The sequence below is a fragment of the Parageobacillus sp. G301 genome (genome assembly GCF_030268025.1).
GTDB lineage: Bacteria > Bacillota > Bacilli > Bacillales > Anoxybacillaceae > Parageobacillus_B > Parageobacillus_B toebii.
Window position 1 is genome coordinate 136,306 of the sequence record NZ_BSDB01000001.1, and the last position, 20,677, is coordinate 156,982.

A 20,677-nucleotide genomic window follows, 5' to 3' on the forward strand; every position below is an offset into this window, starting at 1 on the left:
GTCCCATAAACGGGATCCAGCTTTTTTAGTTCATCATTCGCACAAGTTTTTTCGTCAATAATAGCAAAATAAGCCCTAGTCCAATGGTTACACCGCTAATTAAGCTGAAAATTTCTAAATAGCCTAACGACTGCGTAAACGCCGCTAATTGGCCAGCCAACAATTGCGCGACACCAGTTCCCGCTAGCCATACACCCATGAGAAGCGATGCTAATCGAACAGGAGCAAGTTTACTTACCATGGACAATCCAACCGGTGATAAGCAAAGTTCACCGAGCGTGTGAAGGAAGTAAGTGAAAATAATGAATAACAAATTCGCTTTTTCAACAACATGATGTTCATCGCTTCCTGTTTGTAATACAGCTGGAATTAGTACGGCAAAGCCAAGACCAAGTAAAATCATGCCAAGACCCATTTTTGCTGGAATTGGCAAGTCACCGCGTTTTGAATTCGAAAGCTTGATCCAGATTTGCGAAACAATTGGTGCCAACACGATAATAAAGAATGGGTTTAGTGATTGGAACCAAGAAGTAGGCATCGTCCAGCCGCCAATCGATTTATCGATGAATTTGTCTGTATACAATGTTAACGAACTTCCCGCTTGTTCAAATCCAGCCCAGAAGAAAATAACAAAGCATGTTAAAATAAAAATAACGGCAACGTTTTGTTTTTCTTGTTTTGTTAAAGGTGTTTTTGTTTTTGTTTCCTTATTTGTTTTCACTGGTGCGCCGGTAGGTTTTTTACCGATATCTCCTAAATAACGATTTCCAAATATATTGAAAATTAATTGTCCAATAATCATACCGATCGCAGCAGCTAAAAATCCGTATTTAAATCCGTAATGGATGACGCCATTGATGTTCGTTGCGAAATATTTTTCCGCTAAATATCCGCATACAAGTGGCGCAAATAATGCTCCCAAGTTAATTCCCATATAGAAAATGGTGAATGCTGCGTCTTTCCGTTTATCGTTTGGAGCATAAAGTTCCCCGACAAGTGTTGAAATATTTGGTTTAAAGAAGCCATTACCGATAATCAATAAAATTAGGCCGATATATAGCCCAGTTTGGTTATTGATGGCAAAGAGTACGATGTTACCGAGCGCCATCGTAATACCGCCAATCGTAATCGCCAATCTTCTGCCTAAAACTCGGTCAGACAAATAACCGCCAACGAGCGGGGTGAAATAAACAGCGCCAGTAAAGAATCCATAAATCGTCATTGCGACGCTTGGTTTTATTCCTAATCCGCCGCTGACAAGTTCTGTTGTTAAATAAAGAACAAGGATCGCTCTCATTCCATAATAGCTAAATCGTTCCCAAAGCTCTGTAAAGAATAATAAATAAAGCCCGGGAGGGTGCTTCATTTTTGTGCGCTGATTTTGCAACGTCTGTGTTTCCGGTAATGCACTCATTATATTTCCTCCTTGCTAATATAATGACTTTGTTAATACAGTGTTAATTTTAATTTACAAAATATTTATATGTCAATAAAATTATATATAAATAGATAATTCTAAATTTTTAACAAGGTTTTCACCATTATTTTATACAAGAGATCAAATAAAATACTTTTATTAAAATAATTTTTTGTTCTATTTTAATAAAATTTAAAAAATTGTATATGTTAATAAAGTTTCATAATCAGATAGATGCAAAGGTTTACTCCTCTTTTTTTACTGTAATAATATGGGTAATTTCCATTAAAGGGGGTACACTATGCGTGTTACATATTCTTGATGGACGGTGAGAAGGAATGCGCAAAACATGTATCATCGTTGTCATTTTCCTTATATTGTTAATCGGTGGAGGATTTTTTTTCAACACCAATGTCGAATATGTGTTCTTTCCTGAGGAAGACGATGTAGTGAAATATGAAGCGAATAATCAAACGGGGACAGATATTTGGGGAAAATGGATTAGCGCGGAAACCGGAAAGGAAGAAAAATTATCTGCAGATGGTAAAGAAACGCCTGTTTCTGCTAAACACGGTGCTATTGTTGTTGATAAACAGCTGCTTCAATTAGGACGAGAGGTATTTTATAAAGAAACATTTGGCAATGAAGTGTTTTTAACCGATATTATGGGGCTTGTGAACGGACCGTTAAAGATGACAAATATTGCTAAGGCAATTATTGCTTTAAAAGGGAAGGGGACGACAAATTTACAGGTTGAGCTGGCAGAAGATATTACAATTGGCGATCGAACATACAGAAAAGGAGAAAAAATTGACACAGGCATCGATGTCCCTAAAGGATCCTATTTGCCGTTAGGAATGCCGGTTGTTTGGGATCATGGTAAGCTTCGCGTTGGCATTAGTTGCGCTGCTTGTCACGCGACGGTTGATCCGAAAACGAAAAAAGTGGTGGAAGGTGCGCCTAACAATGATTTAAATGCTGGGTTGCTTATGGCGTTAGCAACCAATTCAGCCGCTTATTTTACACATGCGGACATAACATCGCTCAAAAGCTATATTCGTTCTCTTGACTGGGCAGTGGTGGATTCAAAAGGGCGGAAATCATCGCTTCCTGATCCGCAATTGCTCGAAAAAGAGGTAGACCGTGTTTTCGTAAGTTGGCCGCGGGGGAATTTCGATTCTACTATCGATATGAAGGCAAATCCGTCACAAATACCGGATTCCTTTACATTAGGAGATCATCCATACGGATGGAGCGGGTTCGCGGCAGCTGGATCGTTCCGTGGGCTTTCTGCATTTAGCAATAATGTTCACGCTCAAAACGCTGATTCTCTTGCACAATCGGAAATTAGCGAAGCGTTATTCGGAGTGGACAAAGAAGTATATATTGGAACGATACTGCAAAATGCTGCGAATCCGAAATTTCGCTATAAACCGAATGTGAACGAAAAACCATCTGAGTTTTTTGCAAAGGTGGACCCGACCCCTGGGGTTGTCGGTGTCAACAAGCTCGTTGCTCCGCCGCAATTTCCGAAAGTATCGCTCGTTGCGCCGGACGGGTTAGTGGTTAGTGAACCGGGATATCGATTCAATGAGCAAAATAATGCTGTAGCTGCTTGGCAAAACACGATTAATCCGCCAACTCTAAGCGCAAAAATAGATGCAGAGCAAATAGCACGGGGGCGTGATGTATTTGTTAGAGCTGGATGTATACGATGTCATGCGGGGGCATATTTAACCAATAATCGTGTTGTTTCGGCGAAGGTGGTAGGAACCGAGCCGTCGCGGGCACAAGCATTGAAGAAAACAGAAAAAGTATTTGGTGAAGCGGTTTTCTATGCTCCGGATACACCTGTACCAGTTCCAAAAAACGCGAAAGTATTAAAAGTGCCAACAGAACAGTTGGACAAAGAACAAATACGTTTAGCGTTTGCCCATGGCAATTCTCCAGGGGGGTATAAAGTGCCTAGCTTAATCGGCCTTTCTTGGAGCGCTCCTTATCTCCATGATGGGGGAGTTGCGGTCGGACCGAACGGGGAGCTCGGTTTAACGGGAACGCTGGGAAAGGGCATTGTGCCCGATGCGCGCAATAGTCTTCGCGCGTTGATGGACCGAACACTAAGGAAGCAAGTGATCCATGCGAACGCTTCTGATCCGCAACTTCGCGCTGTGCATGTAAGCGGTGATGGACATCGTTACTGGATTGATCCACAGGAGGGTTTTACGAAAGAAGAGCAAGAAGCAGTGATTGATTATTTGCTTTCCCTTACCTATCCGTAATCGATTGGGAGCAGTTTACTCGCAAAAACATATCTTCCTCTGTCCACACTAACGGATAGGGGAGGGAGCTATATGAATGAAACGTGTTTTTATTGCCAGTGCGAATGCGATGATCAAGTTCATTATGTATCGTTTTATGTTTCAAACGAAGAGCATGAAAAAGCGTTGTGCCCGGAATGTTATGAGGAGTGGCTTCATGGTATAAAAGGATAGAAAGACAAAACCGCACCTTGTTATGATACAGGTGCGGTTTTTTTTGTAAGCGGCGGAGTTGCGATCGTCTCGTGAAGATCGCTTTTTTCGTCATAAGAACGGTAAACAATGGGAGCGGTGTTAGGGGAAGCAACAGATATAAATAAAATATATTCGTCGTGTTCCCTCGTCTTCTTTGTTTCCATTGTTAAGACTGCGTTGTCTAAATGTAGGGAGTAAAAGCGATACGTTAGACCGAGCCATGTTTTTACGGATATCGAAGTGTCAGGATGCTCCCGAATCAGTTGGGCGATATCGGAAAAGGAATGTTTCTCCCGCTGCAGCCGGTCTATTAGCGCATTCGCCGTTTGTTTCATCCAGTTTTTCCATAACTCGAACATTGCTCTCACCTTTTTTATTCAAGTATGCCCCTGCTCCTAACTTGTTTATGCGGGCAGCATGATGGAAAAAGAAGTCATTTGTTTATTCGAGGTACATGTAATTTGCCCGCCGTGATCTTCAATGATTTTTTTGCAAATGTAAAGGCCAATTCCTGTTCCTAATTTTTTGGTTGTAAAAAACGGTTCGAAAATCGTTTGGACCAATTCTTCCGGAATTGCCGGACCATTGTTAGTGATTTTAATATAAACGGACTCGTTCTGACGGAAAGCGTCGATATAAATGCAACGGGGCTTGTCTTTTTCTTTCACCGCTTCAATGGAATTTAACAAAATGTTGATGAATACTTGGCGAAGCTGATCTTTATAGGCGAAGATATGTATCGATTTGTCAATGTCCATGGATACTTCTACGTCTCCATCGACAATACTTGCATATAAAAATTCAATAATTTCCTCGAATAGACGCAAAAGCGAAAAGGTTTCTTTTTCGCTTTCTATGATTTCTTTTCTTGATGCATGAAGAAATTGCGAAATGCGGAATTTTAATTGCTGAAGTTCATGATCGATAATACCGAGATATGGTAAATCTGGATGTTCGAATTTTAATAATTGGATAAACCCCATAATGGCAGTAAGTGGATTACGAAATTCGTGTACGAAGCTCGATGACATTTGTCCAAGCAGTGTTAAGCGGTCCTTATGGGATTGGGTGATAAATAAATTTTTCTCCCGCAACTCTGCTTCTTTCAACTCAGCATATTTTGTAACGGCATAAAACAAAAATTGATCAAACAAAAGATTGATTTCGTCGATGAGAGGGCGCAATTCTTCCATTGACAATGTTGACTGAAGTGCATACTTCACGACTAATCTTCGTCCAAGATTTGTATTGTAAACAAACTCACCGATATTCATGTTTGTTTCTGCACGTTCTTTTGCAATTTTGTAAGCAAGATGTTCAATATCTTTTCTGCTGGATGCGGGGTCAGCTAACCTTTCTTTGATAAGTTGGAACATCTCTATTCCATTACGTTCTACGTGATCGATATATTTATCGTTATCAGCGATATACATTTGGTTTCGCCAGTAGGAGAGGAAATCGGAAAAATGTTCATCTAAATATGCAACTAATTTTTTTGCTGCAGACGTCAAACAATGTCACCTCGTTTTTTATATTCTTTTGATTCTATTATAAGAAAGGAAGGAAAAGGTAGAATAGAGGTAAAATTACCATAACATTTTTTATTTGATGAATAAATGCAAACAATTTTTCACAAATTTTTCAACATATTTGTTTATAATCAACTTATCAACAAAAGGACAAATGGAGGGCGGCAATGAGAGCGATATGTGTATTGCTAGCAGTGTTAGGAATATTATTCATTCATGGATGTGAACAAGAAACGTTACCTGTCGTTCCAAAGCAGATGGAAGTGTTAATAAGCGTAAATGTGAATGATGAAAGTGTGACATTTTTTGATATTCAAACAGGAAGGAAAGTCGCGGAATGGAAATTGCGGAAACGGATAAAAGGCGCTGTATTGCTTCCAGACGACAGAACGATGTTATTATATGGTAATGAGATGGATCGTGTTTATTTATACGATATGAGGACAGGGGAGGAAAAAAGCGAATGGAAAACAGGAAAAGGAATTGTTGGCGCGCTTGTGTCTAATAAAGGAAATAAAGTCTTTTTGGCAGACGAACGGCAAAAAGCACTTCGGGTATTTGATCTAAAAGGAAAAGAAAAAGCAAAAATTGAAGTAGGGAATAAGCCGCTAACTTTATTACAAAATAAAGCAGGCACAACTATATATGTGATTGATTTCCATAATACAAAAGCGTATGCCGTTGATGTCGGCAAACAACGTGTTATCCGTACGTTTTCTGTTCCAAAGTTTGCGTTTGGCGGCTTGCTTCGTGATGGTCGGCAGGAATTATGGATCGGGGGACACGGAAGCGGTAGTACAGTGGAAACAAACATCCGTATTTATTCTATAAAAACGGGGGCGTTAATAAAACTGATGAAAGCGCCATCGATGCCAGTGAGTTTTGTTGAAACAAACGAAGGAATATTTGCATTAAGTCATGGTTCTAACATATTACGGAAATGGGATGATTCCGGAAATTTGAAGGCATCTGTCACGATAGGAGCGAATCCTTTTATCATGATTGGAGCAAATGAAAGGCTATATATCGCTAGCTATGATAGCAATGAAATCTATGTCGTTGACCAGCGTACGATGAAGATAATCGCTCGATGGAAAACAGGGAAAGGTCCATTTCAATTACTCATTCGAAAGGGGAATAACGGTGGAAAAGAAAACGGTCTTAATCGTGGATGATGAAGAAGATATGCGATTTTTAGTCGGGATGTATTTAGAAAATGCTAACTTTTCTTATTTAGAGGCGGAGAATGGAGAAGAGGCGTTACAAATTCTTAAAAACAATAAGGTGGATGTGATTTTAATTGATGTAATGATGCCAAAAATGGATGGATTTACGTTATGCGCCCGCATTCGCGAACAATCCGATGTTCCTATTTTATTTTTAACGGCAAGGGGAGATGAATGGGATAAAGTGAAAGGATTGAAGCTTGGCGGTGATGATTATATTGTGAAACCGTTTAGTCCCGGTGAGCTTATTGCCCGCATCGAAGCGATTATGCGCCGTGCATACCATAACAAACAAAAGAACGAAAATCTGTCGTTCGGGCCGCTCGCAATTGATGAAAGAGGGAGAAAAGTAACGGTGGGTGGAGATCCGGTTGTGCTTACGTTAAAAGAATTTGATTTACTTTTATTTTTGGCAAAACATCATGGACAAGTGTTTCGCCGTGAAGAGCTGCTCGCAAAAGTATGGGGGTATGATTATACAGGAAATGCAAGAACGGTCGATACGCATATTAAAACATTGCGCATGAAGCTAAAGCAGGCGAGTGATTTTATTCAAACCGTTTGGGGAATCGGATATAAATTTGAGGTGTTGTGAATGCAGCCGAAGTCGATGACGTTAGGGCAAAAAATTTGGTTAATGATTAGCATTGGAGTTCTTTTGACGGTTTCATTTTCTTATTTTTTGTTAAATTATTTTTATCAAAAATTGTATGTCGATAAAGTAGAGCAGACGTTAATGGAAGAAGGAAAACTGCTAGCAGCTGATTATAGGGGCGGTCCGATTACCGATGCGTTCCGCAAACAAGTCGAATGGTATAATGAAAAATCAACGGCGGAAGTACTTTTAGTTAATAATCCTCGTGAATTAAGTGCCTGTTTGCCGTTTGGAGTTGAATATGAATCATTAATTAACGGCGATGATCGATCCAAATTATTGCGCGGTGATACAGTCACGAAAATCGGTTATGAAAAGCGATTTCACCGCAAAATTATGGGGGTGATTGTACCGCTTTTAGATGAGCATCGGTTACAAGGAGCGCTTTATCTTTATATTCCGCTCGCGAGCATTAAAGAATTGACAAAAGATGTCGCTGTCATTTGGCTTCCTCTTGCCACCTTATTTGTGTTTGTCCTTCTTCTTGCCGGAAAGCGAATGGCTCGTCATATCACAGATCCGTTAAAAGAAATGGAAAAAGTAGCATATCATATGTCGCAAGGAGATTATCGGGCGCAAATTCCGGTTCGGGCGAACGACGAAGTTGGCAGGCTTGCCAAAGCGTTTAATGTGATGGCAAAAGCAATTGCTGAAGAAGATATGCGAAAACGCGAATTTTTAGCGAATGTTTCTCACGAATTGCGGACGCCGTTAAGCTATGTGAAAGGATATAGCGAAGCGATATTACAAGGGCTGGTGAAGACAGAAGAAGAGGAAAGAAAATATGTTCAACTCATTCACCGTGAAGCAGACCGAATGGAGCGGCTTGTTCGTGACTTGCTTGATTTGGCGCGATTAGAAGGAAATAGTGTACCGCTGCAAAAAACACCGCTTGTATTTGCGCAAGTGATCGAAGATACGGTCGCAAAATACGAACCGTTTTTACAAAAAAAACAAATTACACTTAATATGGAATTAGATCACGATATTATTTTGGAAGGAGATGCCGACCGGCTTGAACAAGTGGTGCAAAACCTTTTAGATAATGCTGTTCGTTATACCCCAGCCGCGGGAAAGATCCATATACGACTGAAAAAAGTTAGCGATGCGAGTTGTCAACTGATCATTCGTGATTCGGGAAAAGGAGTTCCAAAAGAAAAGCTGCCGCTTCTTGGACAGCGCTTTTACCGCGTTGATCAGGCACGTACAAGGAAAGAAGGCGGTACGGGATTAGGTTTGGCGATTGTCAAACAAATTATTTCCCTTCATAATGGCACGATATCATTTTTCAGCGAAGAAGGAAAAGGAATGGAAGTGGTAATTCAGCTTCCGATATACGTGGAGTAGCAATCATTGAAAGAGAATCAAAAAAACCCTATAATCAGATAAGGATAATTTTAATATTTAATAAAGGTTGGGGATTTACGATGAAGCTATACAACTCTATTTTAGACTTAATCGGCAACACGCCGATTGTCAAATTAAACCGAATTCCTGATCCAAATGGCGCGGATGTGTATATGAAACTAGAATCGTTTAACCCCGGGGGAAGCGTGAAAGACCGGGCAGCGTTTGAAATGATTCGGCGCGCGGAGCAAGAAGGAAAGATTGTGCCGGGGAAAAGCACCATTATCGAACCGACTTCAGGCAATACCGGAATCGGTTTGGCGATGGTTTGTGCGGCCCGCGGCTATCGATGCATTATCACGATGCCGGATAATGCGACGGTAGAGCGGGTAAAAATTTTAAAAGCGTACGGGGCGGAAGTACATTTAACGCCGGCGGAAAAACGGATGCAAGGAGCGATTGATAAAGCGAACCAGCTTGCCGCGCAAATCCCAGACAGCTTCATCCCGATGCAGTTTGAAAATCCGGCGAATCCAGATGCGCATCGTCATAGCACGGCACGGGAAATTTTTGAAGCATTTGGCGGCAAACTTGATGCATTTGTGTTAACAGCCGGTACTGGCGGAACGGTGACAGGGACAGGAGAAGAACTAAAAAAACAAATTCCTCACTTACGAATTTACGTAGTGGAACCGTATGGCTCTCCTGTATTATCTGGAGGAAAGCCAGGGCCGCACAAAATCCCAGGTACAGGTCCGGGTTTTATTCCGAAAATTTTAAACCGCAATATTTATGATGATATTTTCCTAATTAAAGATGAAGATGCACAAATGATGGCGCGCCGTCTTGCTGCAGAAGAAGGCATTCTCGTCGGCGCTTCCGCCGCTGCGAGTGCGTATTATGCGGTTGAGGTGGCCAAACAGCTTCCAAAAGGGGCTCGTGTCCTTTGTATAGCACCGGATTCGGGAGAGCGTTATTTATCATCCGATTTATTTGCGGAGTAACAAAAGGCCCGCTTAGGCGGGTCTTTTGTTTTCTCGTTATTTCCAATTCCTGCAAAAAACATAAAGCACGCAATGAACTATCCCAATGGTCCGTAACAGAACTGGTCTATGCGAATCGGTTTGCGTAAAGACTGCCAATCCGTTTGAACGCAAACAGAAAAATCCACCTCGTATACGAATGAACATAGTTTCGAATTTTTTGTATTTTTGTGCAAAATGCCGTTTTAACTAATGGCCGCTCACGGTCAAATATGATAAACTAAGTAGAAAAAGGAGGAATGTATAATTGAATTATTCAACAACGTATTCATCTAGTCCTATTGCTAAACTGACAACCACATTTTTTTTAGCATTGGCAGTGGCAACAGGGGGTCTTTACATCGGTCAATGGATTCCAATAGGGATGTATTTGCCGCTTACAATACTTGAGATCATTTTATTAATGGTCATGGTGTTTGCCCGCAGCAAAAAAGCGGTCGGCTATCCGCTTATGTACAGCTTTATGCTCGTATCTGGCGCTACGCTATATCCACTCATCGGGCACTACGTTGCTGTTATTGGCGCTGAAGCGGTACTCAAGGCGTTTGCGCTGGCGGTTGTTTCGTTTTCCGGCGTAGCGATTTATGCAGCGAAAACGAAAGAAGATTTTTCGTTTCTTGGCGGATTTTTAACATTAGGCGCATTTGCGCTGCTTGGCCTTCTCATTATCCAATGGTTCATCCCATTTTCTAGCGTTGGACAAATGGGGATTTCCGCGTTAGGAATTCTCATTTTTCTAGGATTTACCATTTATGATATCAACCGCCTTTCCCGCCATGGTTTTACGGAAGCGGAAATTCCAATGATTGTTGTTAACATTTATCTTGATTTTATTAACTTGTTTATTTACATTTTGCGCTTTTTTTCCAGCGATGAAGATTGATCGAGCTTTATACAAAAAGGACTGTTTTCCCTGCATGTCAGGGGAACAGTCCTTTTTCATTATAAAAGCATCCTCAACCCAACTACCGTATGGTTCGTTATCCGAATCTCCAGAAGGTGCTTCAATGGATAAAACGTTTGTTCAAATAAGCAGGAATATAGCACTTCGAGCGAGAATTGTAAGCAATATTCATTGGAAAGGAGGAAAGAAAGAATGAATCGATTTGCCGTTAACGTATCGACAATTTTTACAGAAGTGCCGTTTCTAGAGCGGTTTCAAAAGGCGAGAGAGTGCGGTTTTTCGCTCGTGGAATGCCAATTTCCATACGAATATCCGATCGAACGCATTCGCGATGAGCTTCATCAGCACCAATTATCTCTCGTGTTAATCAATTTGCCGCCAGGAAATTGGGAAAAAGGAGATAGAGGAATCGCAATTTTCCCAGATCGGACGGCCGAGTTTCAGCGTTCCGTGGAACAAGGAATTCGGTATGCGACCGAGTTGAACGTTCCGTATATCCATTGTATGGCGGGAGTGCTTCCAGACGATTTAGACAGGCAAAAGGCGAAAGAAACGTACATGCGCCATCTTTATGATGCGGCAAAAGAAATGGCGAACCATTCGTTAACGCTTTTAATTGAACCGATCAATCCGTTTGATATGCCGAATTATTTTTTGGCGAATATTCATGAAGCCGTTTCGATGATTAAAGAAATTGGGATGGCAAACATCAAACTTCAATACGATTTTTATCATATGCAGCGAATTCAAGGAAACTTAGCGGCGACATTTGAAACGTATTTTGAATGGATTGCACATGTACAAATTGCTGACGTTCCAGGACGGCACGAGCCGGGAACGGGAGAAATTCGCTATGAATATATTTTTCGGCATTTAGAGAAATGCGGATATAAAGGGACGATCGGTCTTGAATATATTCCATCGGGAAAAAGCGAACAAAGTTTTTATTGGCGTACGTTATACGCTTGTCATTGATTTGGAGTGAAAAACAGAAGGGGGAAGTATCGCCGCAATGGAGACGAAGGAAATGAAGGTTGGATTTATTGGCACAGGCGTGATGGGAGCGAGAATGGTAAAACGGCTGCTTGCTGCAGACTATCTAGTTACTGTATACAATCGTTCGATCGAAAAAACAGAACCGTTAGTAAAGCTGGGTGCAAAAAGAGCCGGCACAATTGCGGAGCTGGCGCAGTGTTCGAATGTCATTTGCACATGTTTATCGATGCCGGATGATGTCATCGATGTTTATTTGCAAAAAGGCGGTGTGATCGAAAGCGCGTGGCCTGGTACGATTTGCCTTGATTTTACGACAGTAGGACCGGATACGAGCAGAATGGTCGCAAACGAAGCGGAAGGGAAGGGGATATATTTTCTGGATGCCCCGGTAAGCGGCGGGCCAGAAGGAGCGGAACAAGGTACATTAACGATTATGGTCGGTGGAGTGAAATCTGCTTGGGAGCGAGTATTACCGCTTCTTAACGTGCTTGGCGAAATGGTGGAATATTTAGGTTCGAGCGGTTCGGGAAGCGTGGCAAAACTAATCAATCAATATCTTGTTGCGGTGCATTCTGTTGCCGCTTCAGAGGCGATGGTCGCTGGGACAGCGCTTGGACTAGATGCCGAGCAGCTTTACCGAATTTTGAAAGCGAGCTACGGAGACAGCCGCATGCTTCGCAGGCATATGGAGCAATATGTTTTACCGCGCAAGTTCGAACCAGGCGGAGCGGTAAAATATGTACATAAAGATGTCCGTTTAGCTAATCAGCTGATGGACGCAATTGGGATAAAGCGATTTTTAGGCCAAATTGCGGAAGAGGCGTTTGCTATTGCGATGGAACAAGGATTATCCGATTTGGATATGTCTGCAGTGATCCAGCCGCTAGAAAAGCGGGGCAATGTGACAGTGAAAAAGAACAAATGTAAACAGAATTATTCATCAATTTGAAAAATTCATTGAAAAATATGAAAATGGATGGTTTAATAATAATAAAATTATTGTACAGAGGTTCAGCTTCAGAAACTCATATAATTTTTTTTATAAGTTTAAAGAAACAGTGTTTGTTATTGCGAAACAGCAGGAGGTGCAAAGTGTGCTGCCATTAGAATGGAAAGACGATCTAACAGCGTTTCTATCGGAAAAACAAGTACAGACGGGGGAATATCAACCACATCCGCTCGGCAACAGCGGCTATGTGACTGTATATCCACAATCAGAAGAGGAAATTTCATCCATTTTACGTTATGCAAACAGCCATGGAAAAAAAGTTTGTATTGTTGGCGGAGGAACAAAGCGAGGGTTTGGCGGACAAGTTGAATGTGTGGATATTTTGCTTTCCTTGGCAAACTATAGCGGCATTGTCGAGCATGCCGCTGCGGATATGACAGTGACGGTCAAATCAGGGACGGTGTTTCAAAAACTGCAAGATTACTTGGCAGAATACCGCCAAAAAGTTGCGATTGACCCTGTGTGGCCGCAATATGCGACGATCGGAGGCGTCATTGCAGCGAACGACAGCGGTCCAAAGCGGCTCGGTTACGGTTCCGCGCGCGATAGTGTCATTGGCTTGCGCACGGTGTATCCGGATGGAACGGTGATTCGTTCCGGAGGGAAAGTCGTTAAAAATGTGGCGGGCTATGATATGAACAAGCTGTTTATCGGTGCAATGGGAACGCTTGGTGTGATATCGGAAATAACGCTGAAACTTCGCCCGCTTCCGAAATATGAAAGCCTCGTATTGCTATCATTTCCATCAGGGAATTTAGAAGAAGTCCGTTCATTTGCGATTCAATTTCTTGATTCAATGATGGAACCAGTCTGTTTCGAGTTATTGAGTCCGTCGTTGTCGGAACGGCTCATCGGCCAGCGTGCTTATACGTTGGCGATCGCGTTTGAAGATGTCAAAAGCGCCGTTCATTACCAGGAGGAATTTGTAAAGCGTCTGCAGCCTCCTAATACAGCGATCCGTATTCTTCCACAAGAAGAAGCAAAATCGTTTTGGCAAACGTTTTATACGATCGGTCCGAATGGGGCGATGCCGTATGAGCCAGTCGGAAACGAAATCGAAGCAGCGGTGAAAATCGGTGTCGTGAATTTAGATGTTATTCATATCATTCGTGAAAGCGACTTACTGCAAGAGATCTGTCATGTTCACATAGAGGCGCACGGCGGGCTAGGACATGGACTATGTCAAGTGTATATGAAAGGAGAAAGCGAGTCGATCATTGCAGCGATCGAACGGCTGCGGATGGCGGCGACAGGCTTGGGCGGATATGCGATTGTGAAGCATTTGCCGTTTTCACTGCGAAAGCGCGTTGATGTGTGGGGAGAAAAGCCATCGTATTTTTTCCTGCTCGATGGAATTAAACGAAAAATCGATCCAAATCGAATATTGAACAATCAACGGTTTGTCGGAGGGATATAAGATGAGTTTGCGAGAAAGTGAGATAAAAAGCGGACCGGCATGTACGACTGTTAGTCTTGGAAACTATCGTTTTAGCGATCCTCCTGATCCTAGCAAATGGGCTGACTGCGTTCATTGCGGCATGTGCTTAGAATCGTGCCCGACATACGAACAAACAGGTCAAGAACAACATTCGCCGCGCGGACGCGTGCATTTGATGAAATCGGTAGCAGAAGGGAAGTTAGAGATTACAGAAGATTTGATTGATCCTATTTTTATGTGTCTAGATTGTCGTGCTTGCACAACTGCGTGCCCTGCCGATGTCGATGTCGGCGGATTGATTGAAGAAGTACGCGGACAAATCCGGCAAGCGATTCCGCTGACAGGATGGAAATCGTTTGTAAACAATTTCTTCTTAAAAGGAGTGTTTCCGCATCCATCCCGTCTTCATCTGCTCGGGAGTTTGTTAAAGCTATATCAAAAAAGCGGACTGCAGACGATCGCCCGCAAGACGAAACTGCTTCATATCATGCCGAAGCATCTAGTGGAGATGGAAGCGATTTTGCCGGAAGCAGGCGTGCCGGTGCGAAAAAAATATAAACATGTGAATGTCATTAAAGCAAAAGGAGAAACGAAACATACGGTCGCGCTTTTAATAGGATGCGTCATGGATGTAATGTTTAGCGATATTAACGAGGCGACGATTCGCGTGTTAACACGAAATGGAAACGATGTCGTCATTCCGCAAAATCAAACGTGCTGCGGCGCTCTTCATGTACATGCAGGAGACCGCGAGATGGGTCGGAAGCTTGCAAAACAAAATATTGAAGCATTTCAGCATGTAGACCGCGTGATCGTGAACGCGGCAGGGTGTGGCTCTATGTTAAAGGAATATCCGGAATTGTTCCGCAACGATCCAGTGTGGCGGGAAAAAGCGGAAGAGTTCTCGAGAAAAGTCGAAGATATTTCAAAATATTTGTATGATACGGGGTACGAAAAGCCGAAAGCGGAATTAAATGTGCGCATTACGTACCATGATGCTTGTCATTTGGCACATGGGCAAGGAATTCGTCAAGAACCGCGTGCGATTTTATCGAGCATTCCGGGAGTGGAAATGGTTTCGATGCCAAACGCCGACCGCTGCTGCGGAAGCGCGGGAATTTATAATCTTACCCATCCGGATATGGCAAGCGCTGTATTGGAAAGCAAAATGGAAAACGTTCCGGAAGATGTGGAACTTATTACGATGGGGAATCCTGGATGCATGCTGCAAATGGCGTTGGGAGTTTTGAAATACGGCCGAAATCAAAAAGTCGTTCATACCGTACAGCTCCTAGACTGGGCATATCAAAAAGAAGATGGAAAGGAGGTACGTACATGATGAGAAAAAAGGGAATACAAACAAATGATCCGCATATTCAAGCGTTAGCTCGCATTGTCGGCGGTGAAAAATCGATTTTGTACAAAAAAGAAGATTTGATTGCCTATGACTGCGACGGATTTACCGTTCACCGCCATTTGCCGAAAGCGGTTGTGTTCCCAAAAAATACGGAAGAAGTCGCTGCCATTGTGAAATATTGTCATGAGCATGATTTGCCGTTTCTTGCCCGTGGGGCAGGGACGGGCTTAAGCGGCGGCGCGATTCCGTTAAACGGGGAAGTGATCATTAGCTTAGTCCGGATGAAACGGCTCATTAGCGTCGATTTAGAAAACCGCCGCGCGGTTGTCGAGCCCGGATTTGTTAATTTAAAATTAACCAACTCCATTTCCGACAGAGGGTACTATTATGCTCCAGATCCATCGAGTCAATATTGTTGCACGATTGGCGGAAATGTTGCTGAAAATGCCGGCGGTGCGCATTGTCTAAAATATGGCGTCACGACCAACCATATTTTAGGGCTCGAAGTCGTACTTCCGAACGGAGAAATTATCGAAATCGGCGAAAACGGCATTCCTGATCCGCCGGGATACGACTTATTAGGATTGTTGACCGGTTCGGAAGGGACGTTAGGGATTGTCACAAAAATAACGGTACGCATTTTAAAGAATCCGGAAGCGAAACAGACGGTGCTCGCTTATTTTGACCGCGTGGAGGATGCAAGTCAAGCCGTTTCCGACATCATCGCTGCGGGAATGGTTCCGGCGGCGCTGGAGATGATGGATCAGACGGCGATCGAAGGAGTGGAGGCGGCTGCTTTTCCAGTGGGGCATCCGAAAGATATTGAGGCGCTTCTTTTGATTGAAGTCGACGGCATTTCTGCAGGAATTCCCGAACAAATCGAAGAGATTTTGCGCATTTGCCGAAATCGAAATGTCCGGGAAGTGAAAGTGGCGCAAACAGAAGAAGAGCGGGCGCGCTGGTGGGCGAACCGGAAAACGGGATTTGGCGCGATGGGCGCGATTTCTCCAGATTATTTAGTGCAAGACGGAGTCATCCCGCGCAGCAAACTGCCAGAAGTGTTAAAAAACATTCAAGAAATCAGCAAAAAGTATGGGTTGCGCATCGCGAATATCTTCCATGCCGGCGATGGAAATCTTCATCCGCTCGTTTTGTTTGATGCAAGCAAACCAGGAGAAACAGAAAAAGCGCTTGCTGCGGGAAGTGAATGCTTGCAAGCATGCGCAGCCGTCGGCGGATCGATTACAGGAGAACATGGGGTTGGCATTGAGAAGAAAGAAGAAATGAGCTTCATTTTTAGCGATGAAGAAATTCTCGCGCAAACCGACATTCGCGACGTGTTTAATCCGAAAAACTTATTAAACGCAGGAAAGCTGTTCCCGACACCGGGGCGGTGCGTTGAGGTAAAAAGGGAGAAAAAACAAAAACAATTGTTATAAAATGAGTGAAAATTGTTGAAATATATTTTGCTCCATGCTATGATTTCTTTAAATAATTTTAGAACATCGTTTCGTAATAAGAAACGAATAAGCTTGATATGGAGGAGAGGAAAAATGGGGGAATACGTAAAAGTAGGAAATCTTCAAGTAGCAAAACTATTTTATGAGTTTATGAACGATGAGGTACTTCCGGGAAGTGAAGTGAACAAAGAAAAGTTTTGGAAAGACTTTGAAACGCTTATTGTTGATTTAACGCCGAAAAACAAAGCGCTTCTTGCGCGGCGCGATGAACTTCAAGCAAAAATCAATGAATGGCATAAAGAGCATCGCGGCAATTTTGATATGGAAAAATATAAAGCATTTTTAACGGATATCGGTTATTTAGAGCCAGAAGTGGATGATTTCGAGATTACGACAGAAGGAGTAGACGAGGAAATTGCCGTTCAAGCGGGTCCGCAATTAGTCGTTCCGCTTACGAACGCGCGTTACGCGTTAAATGCGGCAAACGCCCGTTGGGGAAGCCTTTACGATGCCTTATATGGAACGGACGCGATCAGTGAAGAAGATGGCGCGGAACGCGGCGATTCCTACAATCCGGTCCGCGGGGCAAAAGTAATTGCCTATGCGCGCGAGTTTCTCGATCAAGCAGTACCATTGAAAGAATATTCTCATAAAGATGTCGTACAATATACGATAGTGGATGGAAAACTAGTGGCGGCCGTTGAAGGCGGGATCACAACAACGCTAAAAGAGGAAGAAAAATTTGTTGGCTTCCAAGGAAATCCAGAAAATCCGACAGCAATCTTGTTAAAAAATAACGGTCTTCACATTGAAATTCAAATCGACCGCAACCATCCTGTCGGGAAAACGGATAAAGCAGGGGTAAAAGATATTTATTTAGAAGCGGCCGTTACGACCATTATGGATGGTGAAGACTCGGTAGCAGCGGTAGATGCAGAAGATAAAGTGCTCGTATACCGCAATTTGCTCGGCCTTGTCAAAGGGGATTTGACGTCTACGTTTACGAAAGGCGGAAAAACGATTACACGTGCACTTAACCCGGACCGCGTTTATCGGACAACAGATGGCAAAGAAATTACGCTGCCGGGCCGTTCGCTGATGTTCGTCCGCAACGTTGGCCATCTAATGACGAACAACACGATTTTGGACGCAAACGGCGAAGAAGTATATGAAGGAATTATGGATGCGGTCGTGACAAGTTTAATTATGAAACATTCTCTTCTTGGCAACACCCGTTACTTAAATTCTCGCAAAGGCTCGATCTATATCGTAAAACCAAAAATGCATGGTTCGGAAGAGGTTGCGTTCGCAAATGAGTTATTTGACCGCGTTGAAGATATGCTCGGATTGAAACGCAACACGATTAAAATCGGTGTCATGGACGAAGAACGCCGCACGACATTGAACTTGAAAAACTGCATTTATCAAGTTAGAGATCGCATCATCTTTATTAACACAGGCTTTTTAGATCGGACAGGAGATGAAATCCATACGTCAATGGAAGCAGGCCCGATGATTCGCAAAAATGACATGAAAACATCGGTATGGCTGCAAGCTTATGAAAAATCGAATGTAACGATCGGCTTAGCTGCTGGTTTCCAAGGGCGCGCCCAAATTGGAAAAGGAATGTGGGCAATGCCGGATATGATGGCGGAAATGCTGAAGCAAAAAGGCGGACAGCTAAAAGCAGGCGCGAATACGGCATGGGTGCCTTCGCCGACAGCCGCGACGCTTCATGCGCTGCATTATCATCAAGTTAATGTGGCAGAAGTGCAAAATGAATTGCGAAAAGAACGGAAAGATTACCGTGATGAAATTTTACAAATCCCAGTCGCTGTAAATCCACAATGGACGCCGGAAGAAATTCAAGAAGAGCTGGATAACAACTGCCAAGGCATACTCGGCTATGTGGTGCGCTGGATCGATCAAGGTATCGGATGTTCGAAAGTGCCGGATATTAATAATATCGGGTTAATGGAAGACCGCGCGACATTGCGAATTTCCAGCCAGCATATTGCAAACTGGCTTCATCACGGCATTTGCACGAAAGAACAAGTATTAGAAACGTTAAAACGGATGGCGAAAGTTGTTGACGAACAAAATGCTGGCGATCCGAACTATCGTCCAATGGCTCCGGACTATGACAACTCGGTTGCATTCCAAGCAGCGTGCGATTTAATATTTAAAGGTTATGAACAGCCTAACGGTTATACGGAGCCGATTTTGCATCGCCGTCGTTTAGAAGCGAAAGCAAAATATGCAGCTGTTCAACAATAAAAATATGTTGAACAAGGGCATTTTCATCGAATGCCCTTGTTCATAAATATCATTAAATTATTCTAAAAATTCAAAAAATAAGGAGGTGCAAACCCTAGTTACTACACACATGTCGCAGCACGAAAGGCAGCAATAAGGCGGCAGGAGTGGGACGAGAAGGGGTTAGTAGCTAGGTAGAGAACATGCGGAACCTTCGGGAAAAATCGCTATTTGTTCATCAACAAGCAAAAGGAAAGTTGCGTGTGGATGTTAAAGTTTCGGTAGAAAACGTCAATGATTTAAGTGTCATCTATTCTCCAGGAGTGGCGGAACCATGCAAAGCGATTCATGCAAATCCGGAATCGATTTATGATTATACGATGAAAGGAAACTTTGTGGCGGTTGTTTCCGATGGATCTGCGGTATTAGGATTAGGAAATATTGGAGCAAAAGCATCTATGCCTGTTATGGAAGGGAAAGCCGCCTTATTTAAAGCGTTTGCCGGCATTGATGCCGTGCCACTTTGTATTAACACAAATGATCCGGAACAAATTATTCAAACGGTAAAATTGCTAGAGCCGACGTTTGGCGGAATTAATTTGGAGGACATTGCTGCGCCAAACTGCTTTGTGATCGAGGAACGCCTTAAGCAGGAACTGTCTATACCAGTATTTCATGATGATCAGCATGGAACAGCGATTGTAATCGCCGCCGGATTGACCAATGCATTGAAGGTCGTGCAAAAGCGTTTAAGCGATTGTAAAGTGGTTGTAAACGGAGCAGGTGCTGCCGGAATTGCGGTCGCGAAGCTGCTTCTTTCTATGGGAGTAGATGATCTCATTTTATGCGATTCAAAAGGGGCTATTTATGAAAATCGTCCGCACGGAATGAACGCAATAAAAGAATCACTGGCAAAAGTAACGAATCGAAACCGTGTGCAAGGGTCTTTAAAAGAGGCCATTAAAGGAGCCGATATATTTATTGGCGTTTCTGTCGCAGGGGCGTTAACGCCGGAAATGGTTCGTTCCATGAACGATAATCCTATTGTTTTTGCGCTGGCCAATCCTGTTCCGGAAATTATGCCGGAAGACGCAAAAGCTGCTGGTGCTGCAGTTGTAGCAACGGGAAGATCGGATCTTCCAAACCAAGTGAATAACGTCCTTGCCTTTCCGGGTGTTTTTAAAGGGGCGTTGCAAGTGAGAGCTTCTGAAATTAATGAAGAAATGAAACTGGCTGCTGCGGATGCCATTGCCAATTTAATCAGTCCAGAAGAATTAACGAGCGATTATGTCATCCCTAATCCATTTGATAAGCGCGTTGTTGATGCGGTGGCAGACGCGGTTGCGCGTGCGGCGATAAGAACGGGAGTTGCAAGAAAAACTGTTGAAATAGAGCAGGATAACGTCATTTGAAAGAAATGGTTTCCGTAGAAGGCAATATACATCGTTATAGAAGATGACATGGAAGCCGGGGATGTTAATTTAACAGGAAGCCCAGTCGGTGACGATGTGATCGAATGAGAAATCG

General features: G+C 43.0%; 17 protein-coding genes. 14 read left to right on the forward strand and 3 right to left on the reverse strand.

Annotated features, from left to right (window positions below):
* Positions 1-25: 25 nt before the first annotated feature.
* Positions 26-1,414, reverse strand: coding sequence for a peptide MFS transporter (locus tag QSJ37_RS00705; RefSeq protein WP_285752739.1), 1,389 nt, complete (start codon positions 1,412-1,414; stop codon positions 26-28).
* 341 nt (positions 1,415-1,755) lie between these two features.
* On the opposite strand from QSJ37_RS00705, the gene QSJ37_RS00710 reads away from it, so the two are divergent.
* Positions 1,756-3,696 (forward strand): YxeA family protein, encoded by a 1,941-nt coding sequence (locus QSJ37_RS00710; RefSeq protein WP_285752741.1) that lies wholly within the window; start codon positions 1,756-1,758, stop codon positions 3,694-3,696.
* A 72-nt stretch (positions 3,697-3,768) separates the two neighbouring features.
* On the forward strand, positions 3,769-3,909 hold the full coding sequence (locus QSJ37_RS00715) for a hypothetical protein (protein WP_285752743.1): 141 nt from the start codon (positions 3,769-3,771) through the stop codon (positions 3,907-3,909).
* 20 nt (positions 3,910-3,929) lie between these two features.
* Here QSJ37_RS00715 and QSJ37_RS00720 read toward each other — a convergent pair whose 3' ends face one another.
* The gene (locus QSJ37_RS00720) at positions 3,930-4,289 is read right to left on the reverse strand and encodes a hypothetical protein (protein ID WP_285752745.1); all 360 of its coding nucleotides are present in this window, start codon (positions 4,287-4,289) and stop codon (positions 3,930-3,932) included.
* 45 nt (positions 4,290-4,334) lie between these two features.
* Positions 4,335-5,441 (reverse strand): histidine kinase N-terminal domain-containing protein, encoded by a 1,107-nt coding sequence (locus tag QSJ37_RS00725; protein ID WP_062756027.1) that lies wholly within the window; start codon positions 5,439-5,441, stop codon positions 4,335-4,337.
* 185 nt (positions 5,442-5,626) lie between these two features.
* Between QSJ37_RS00725 and QSJ37_RS00730 the strand changes: the two genes are divergently transcribed.
* The 12 genes from QSJ37_RS00730 (at position 5,627) to QSJ37_RS00785 (ending at position 20,562) form a co-directional block, all read left to right on the forward strand.
* Positions 5,627-6,634, forward strand: a complete 1,008-nt coding sequence (locus tag QSJ37_RS00730) for a YncE family protein (RefSeq protein ID WP_285752750.1) — start codon at positions 5,627-5,629, stop codon at positions 6,632-6,634.
* Entirely contained in the window at positions 6,603-7,280 is a 678-nt protein-coding gene (locus QSJ37_RS00735) for a response regulator transcription factor (protein ID WP_285752752.1), read from the forward strand. The genes QSJ37_RS00730 and QSJ37_RS00735 overlap by 32 nt, the downstream gene beginning before the upstream one ends.
* Positions 7,281-8,687 (forward strand): sensor histidine kinase, encoded by a 1,407-nt coding sequence (locus tag QSJ37_RS00740; RefSeq protein ID WP_285752754.1) that lies wholly within the window; start codon positions 7,281-7,283, stop codon positions 8,685-8,687.
* Positions 8,688-8,767: 80 nt separating this feature from the next.
* Positions 8,768-9,691 (forward strand): cysteine synthase A, encoded by a 924-nt coding sequence (gene cysK / locus QSJ37_RS00745; protein WP_285752757.1) that lies wholly within the window; start codon positions 8,768-8,770, stop codon positions 9,689-9,691.
* 286 nt (positions 9,692-9,977) lie between these two features.
* A complete protein-coding gene (locus tag QSJ37_RS00750; protein WP_081189222.1) occupies positions 9,978-10,613 on the forward strand; it encodes a Bax inhibitor-1/YccA family protein in 636 nt (211 codons plus the stop codon).
* A 213-nt stretch (positions 10,614-10,826) separates the two neighbouring features.
* Positions 10,827-11,609, forward strand: a complete 783-nt coding sequence (hyi, locus tag QSJ37_RS00755; protein ID WP_285752763.1) for a hydroxypyruvate isomerase — start codon at positions 10,827-10,829, stop codon at positions 11,607-11,609.
* A gap of 37 nt (positions 11,610-11,646) precedes the next feature.
* Positions 11,647-12,579, forward strand: coding sequence for an NAD(P)-dependent oxidoreductase (locus QSJ37_RS00760; protein ID WP_285752765.1), 933 nt, complete (start codon positions 11,647-11,649; stop codon positions 12,577-12,579).
* 145 nt (positions 12,580-12,724) lie between these two features.
* On the forward strand, positions 12,725-14,056 hold the full coding sequence (locus QSJ37_RS00765) for an FAD-binding oxidoreductase (RefSeq protein WP_285752767.1): 1,332 nt from the start codon (positions 12,725-12,727) through the stop codon (positions 14,054-14,056).
* 1 nt (position 14,057) lies between these two features.
* The gene (locus QSJ37_RS00770) at positions 14,058-15,416 is read left to right on the forward strand and encodes a (Fe-S)-binding protein (protein ID WP_285752769.1); all 1,359 of its coding nucleotides are present in this window, start codon (positions 14,058-14,060) and stop codon (positions 15,414-15,416) included.
* Positions 15,416-16,873: an FAD-binding oxidoreductase gene (locus tag QSJ37_RS00775; RefSeq protein WP_285754709.1), complete on the forward strand. Its 1,458-nt coding sequence runs from the start codon at positions 15,416-15,418 to the stop codon at positions 16,871-16,873. The genes QSJ37_RS00770 and QSJ37_RS00775 overlap by 1 nt, the downstream gene beginning before the upstream one ends.
* Positions 16,874-16,987: 114 nt before the next feature.
* On the forward strand, positions 16,988-19,171 hold the full coding sequence (locus tag QSJ37_RS00780; protein WP_285752771.1) for a malate synthase G: 2,184 nt from the start codon (positions 16,988-16,990) through the stop codon (positions 19,169-19,171).
* Between the two features lie 182 nt (positions 19,172-19,353).
* Positions 19,354-20,562, forward strand: a complete 1,209-nt coding sequence (locus tag QSJ37_RS00785; protein ID WP_285752773.1) for an NAD(P)-dependent malic enzyme — start codon at positions 19,354-19,356, stop codon at positions 20,560-20,562.
* The last annotated feature ends 115 nt before the right edge of the window (positions 20,563-20,677 follow it).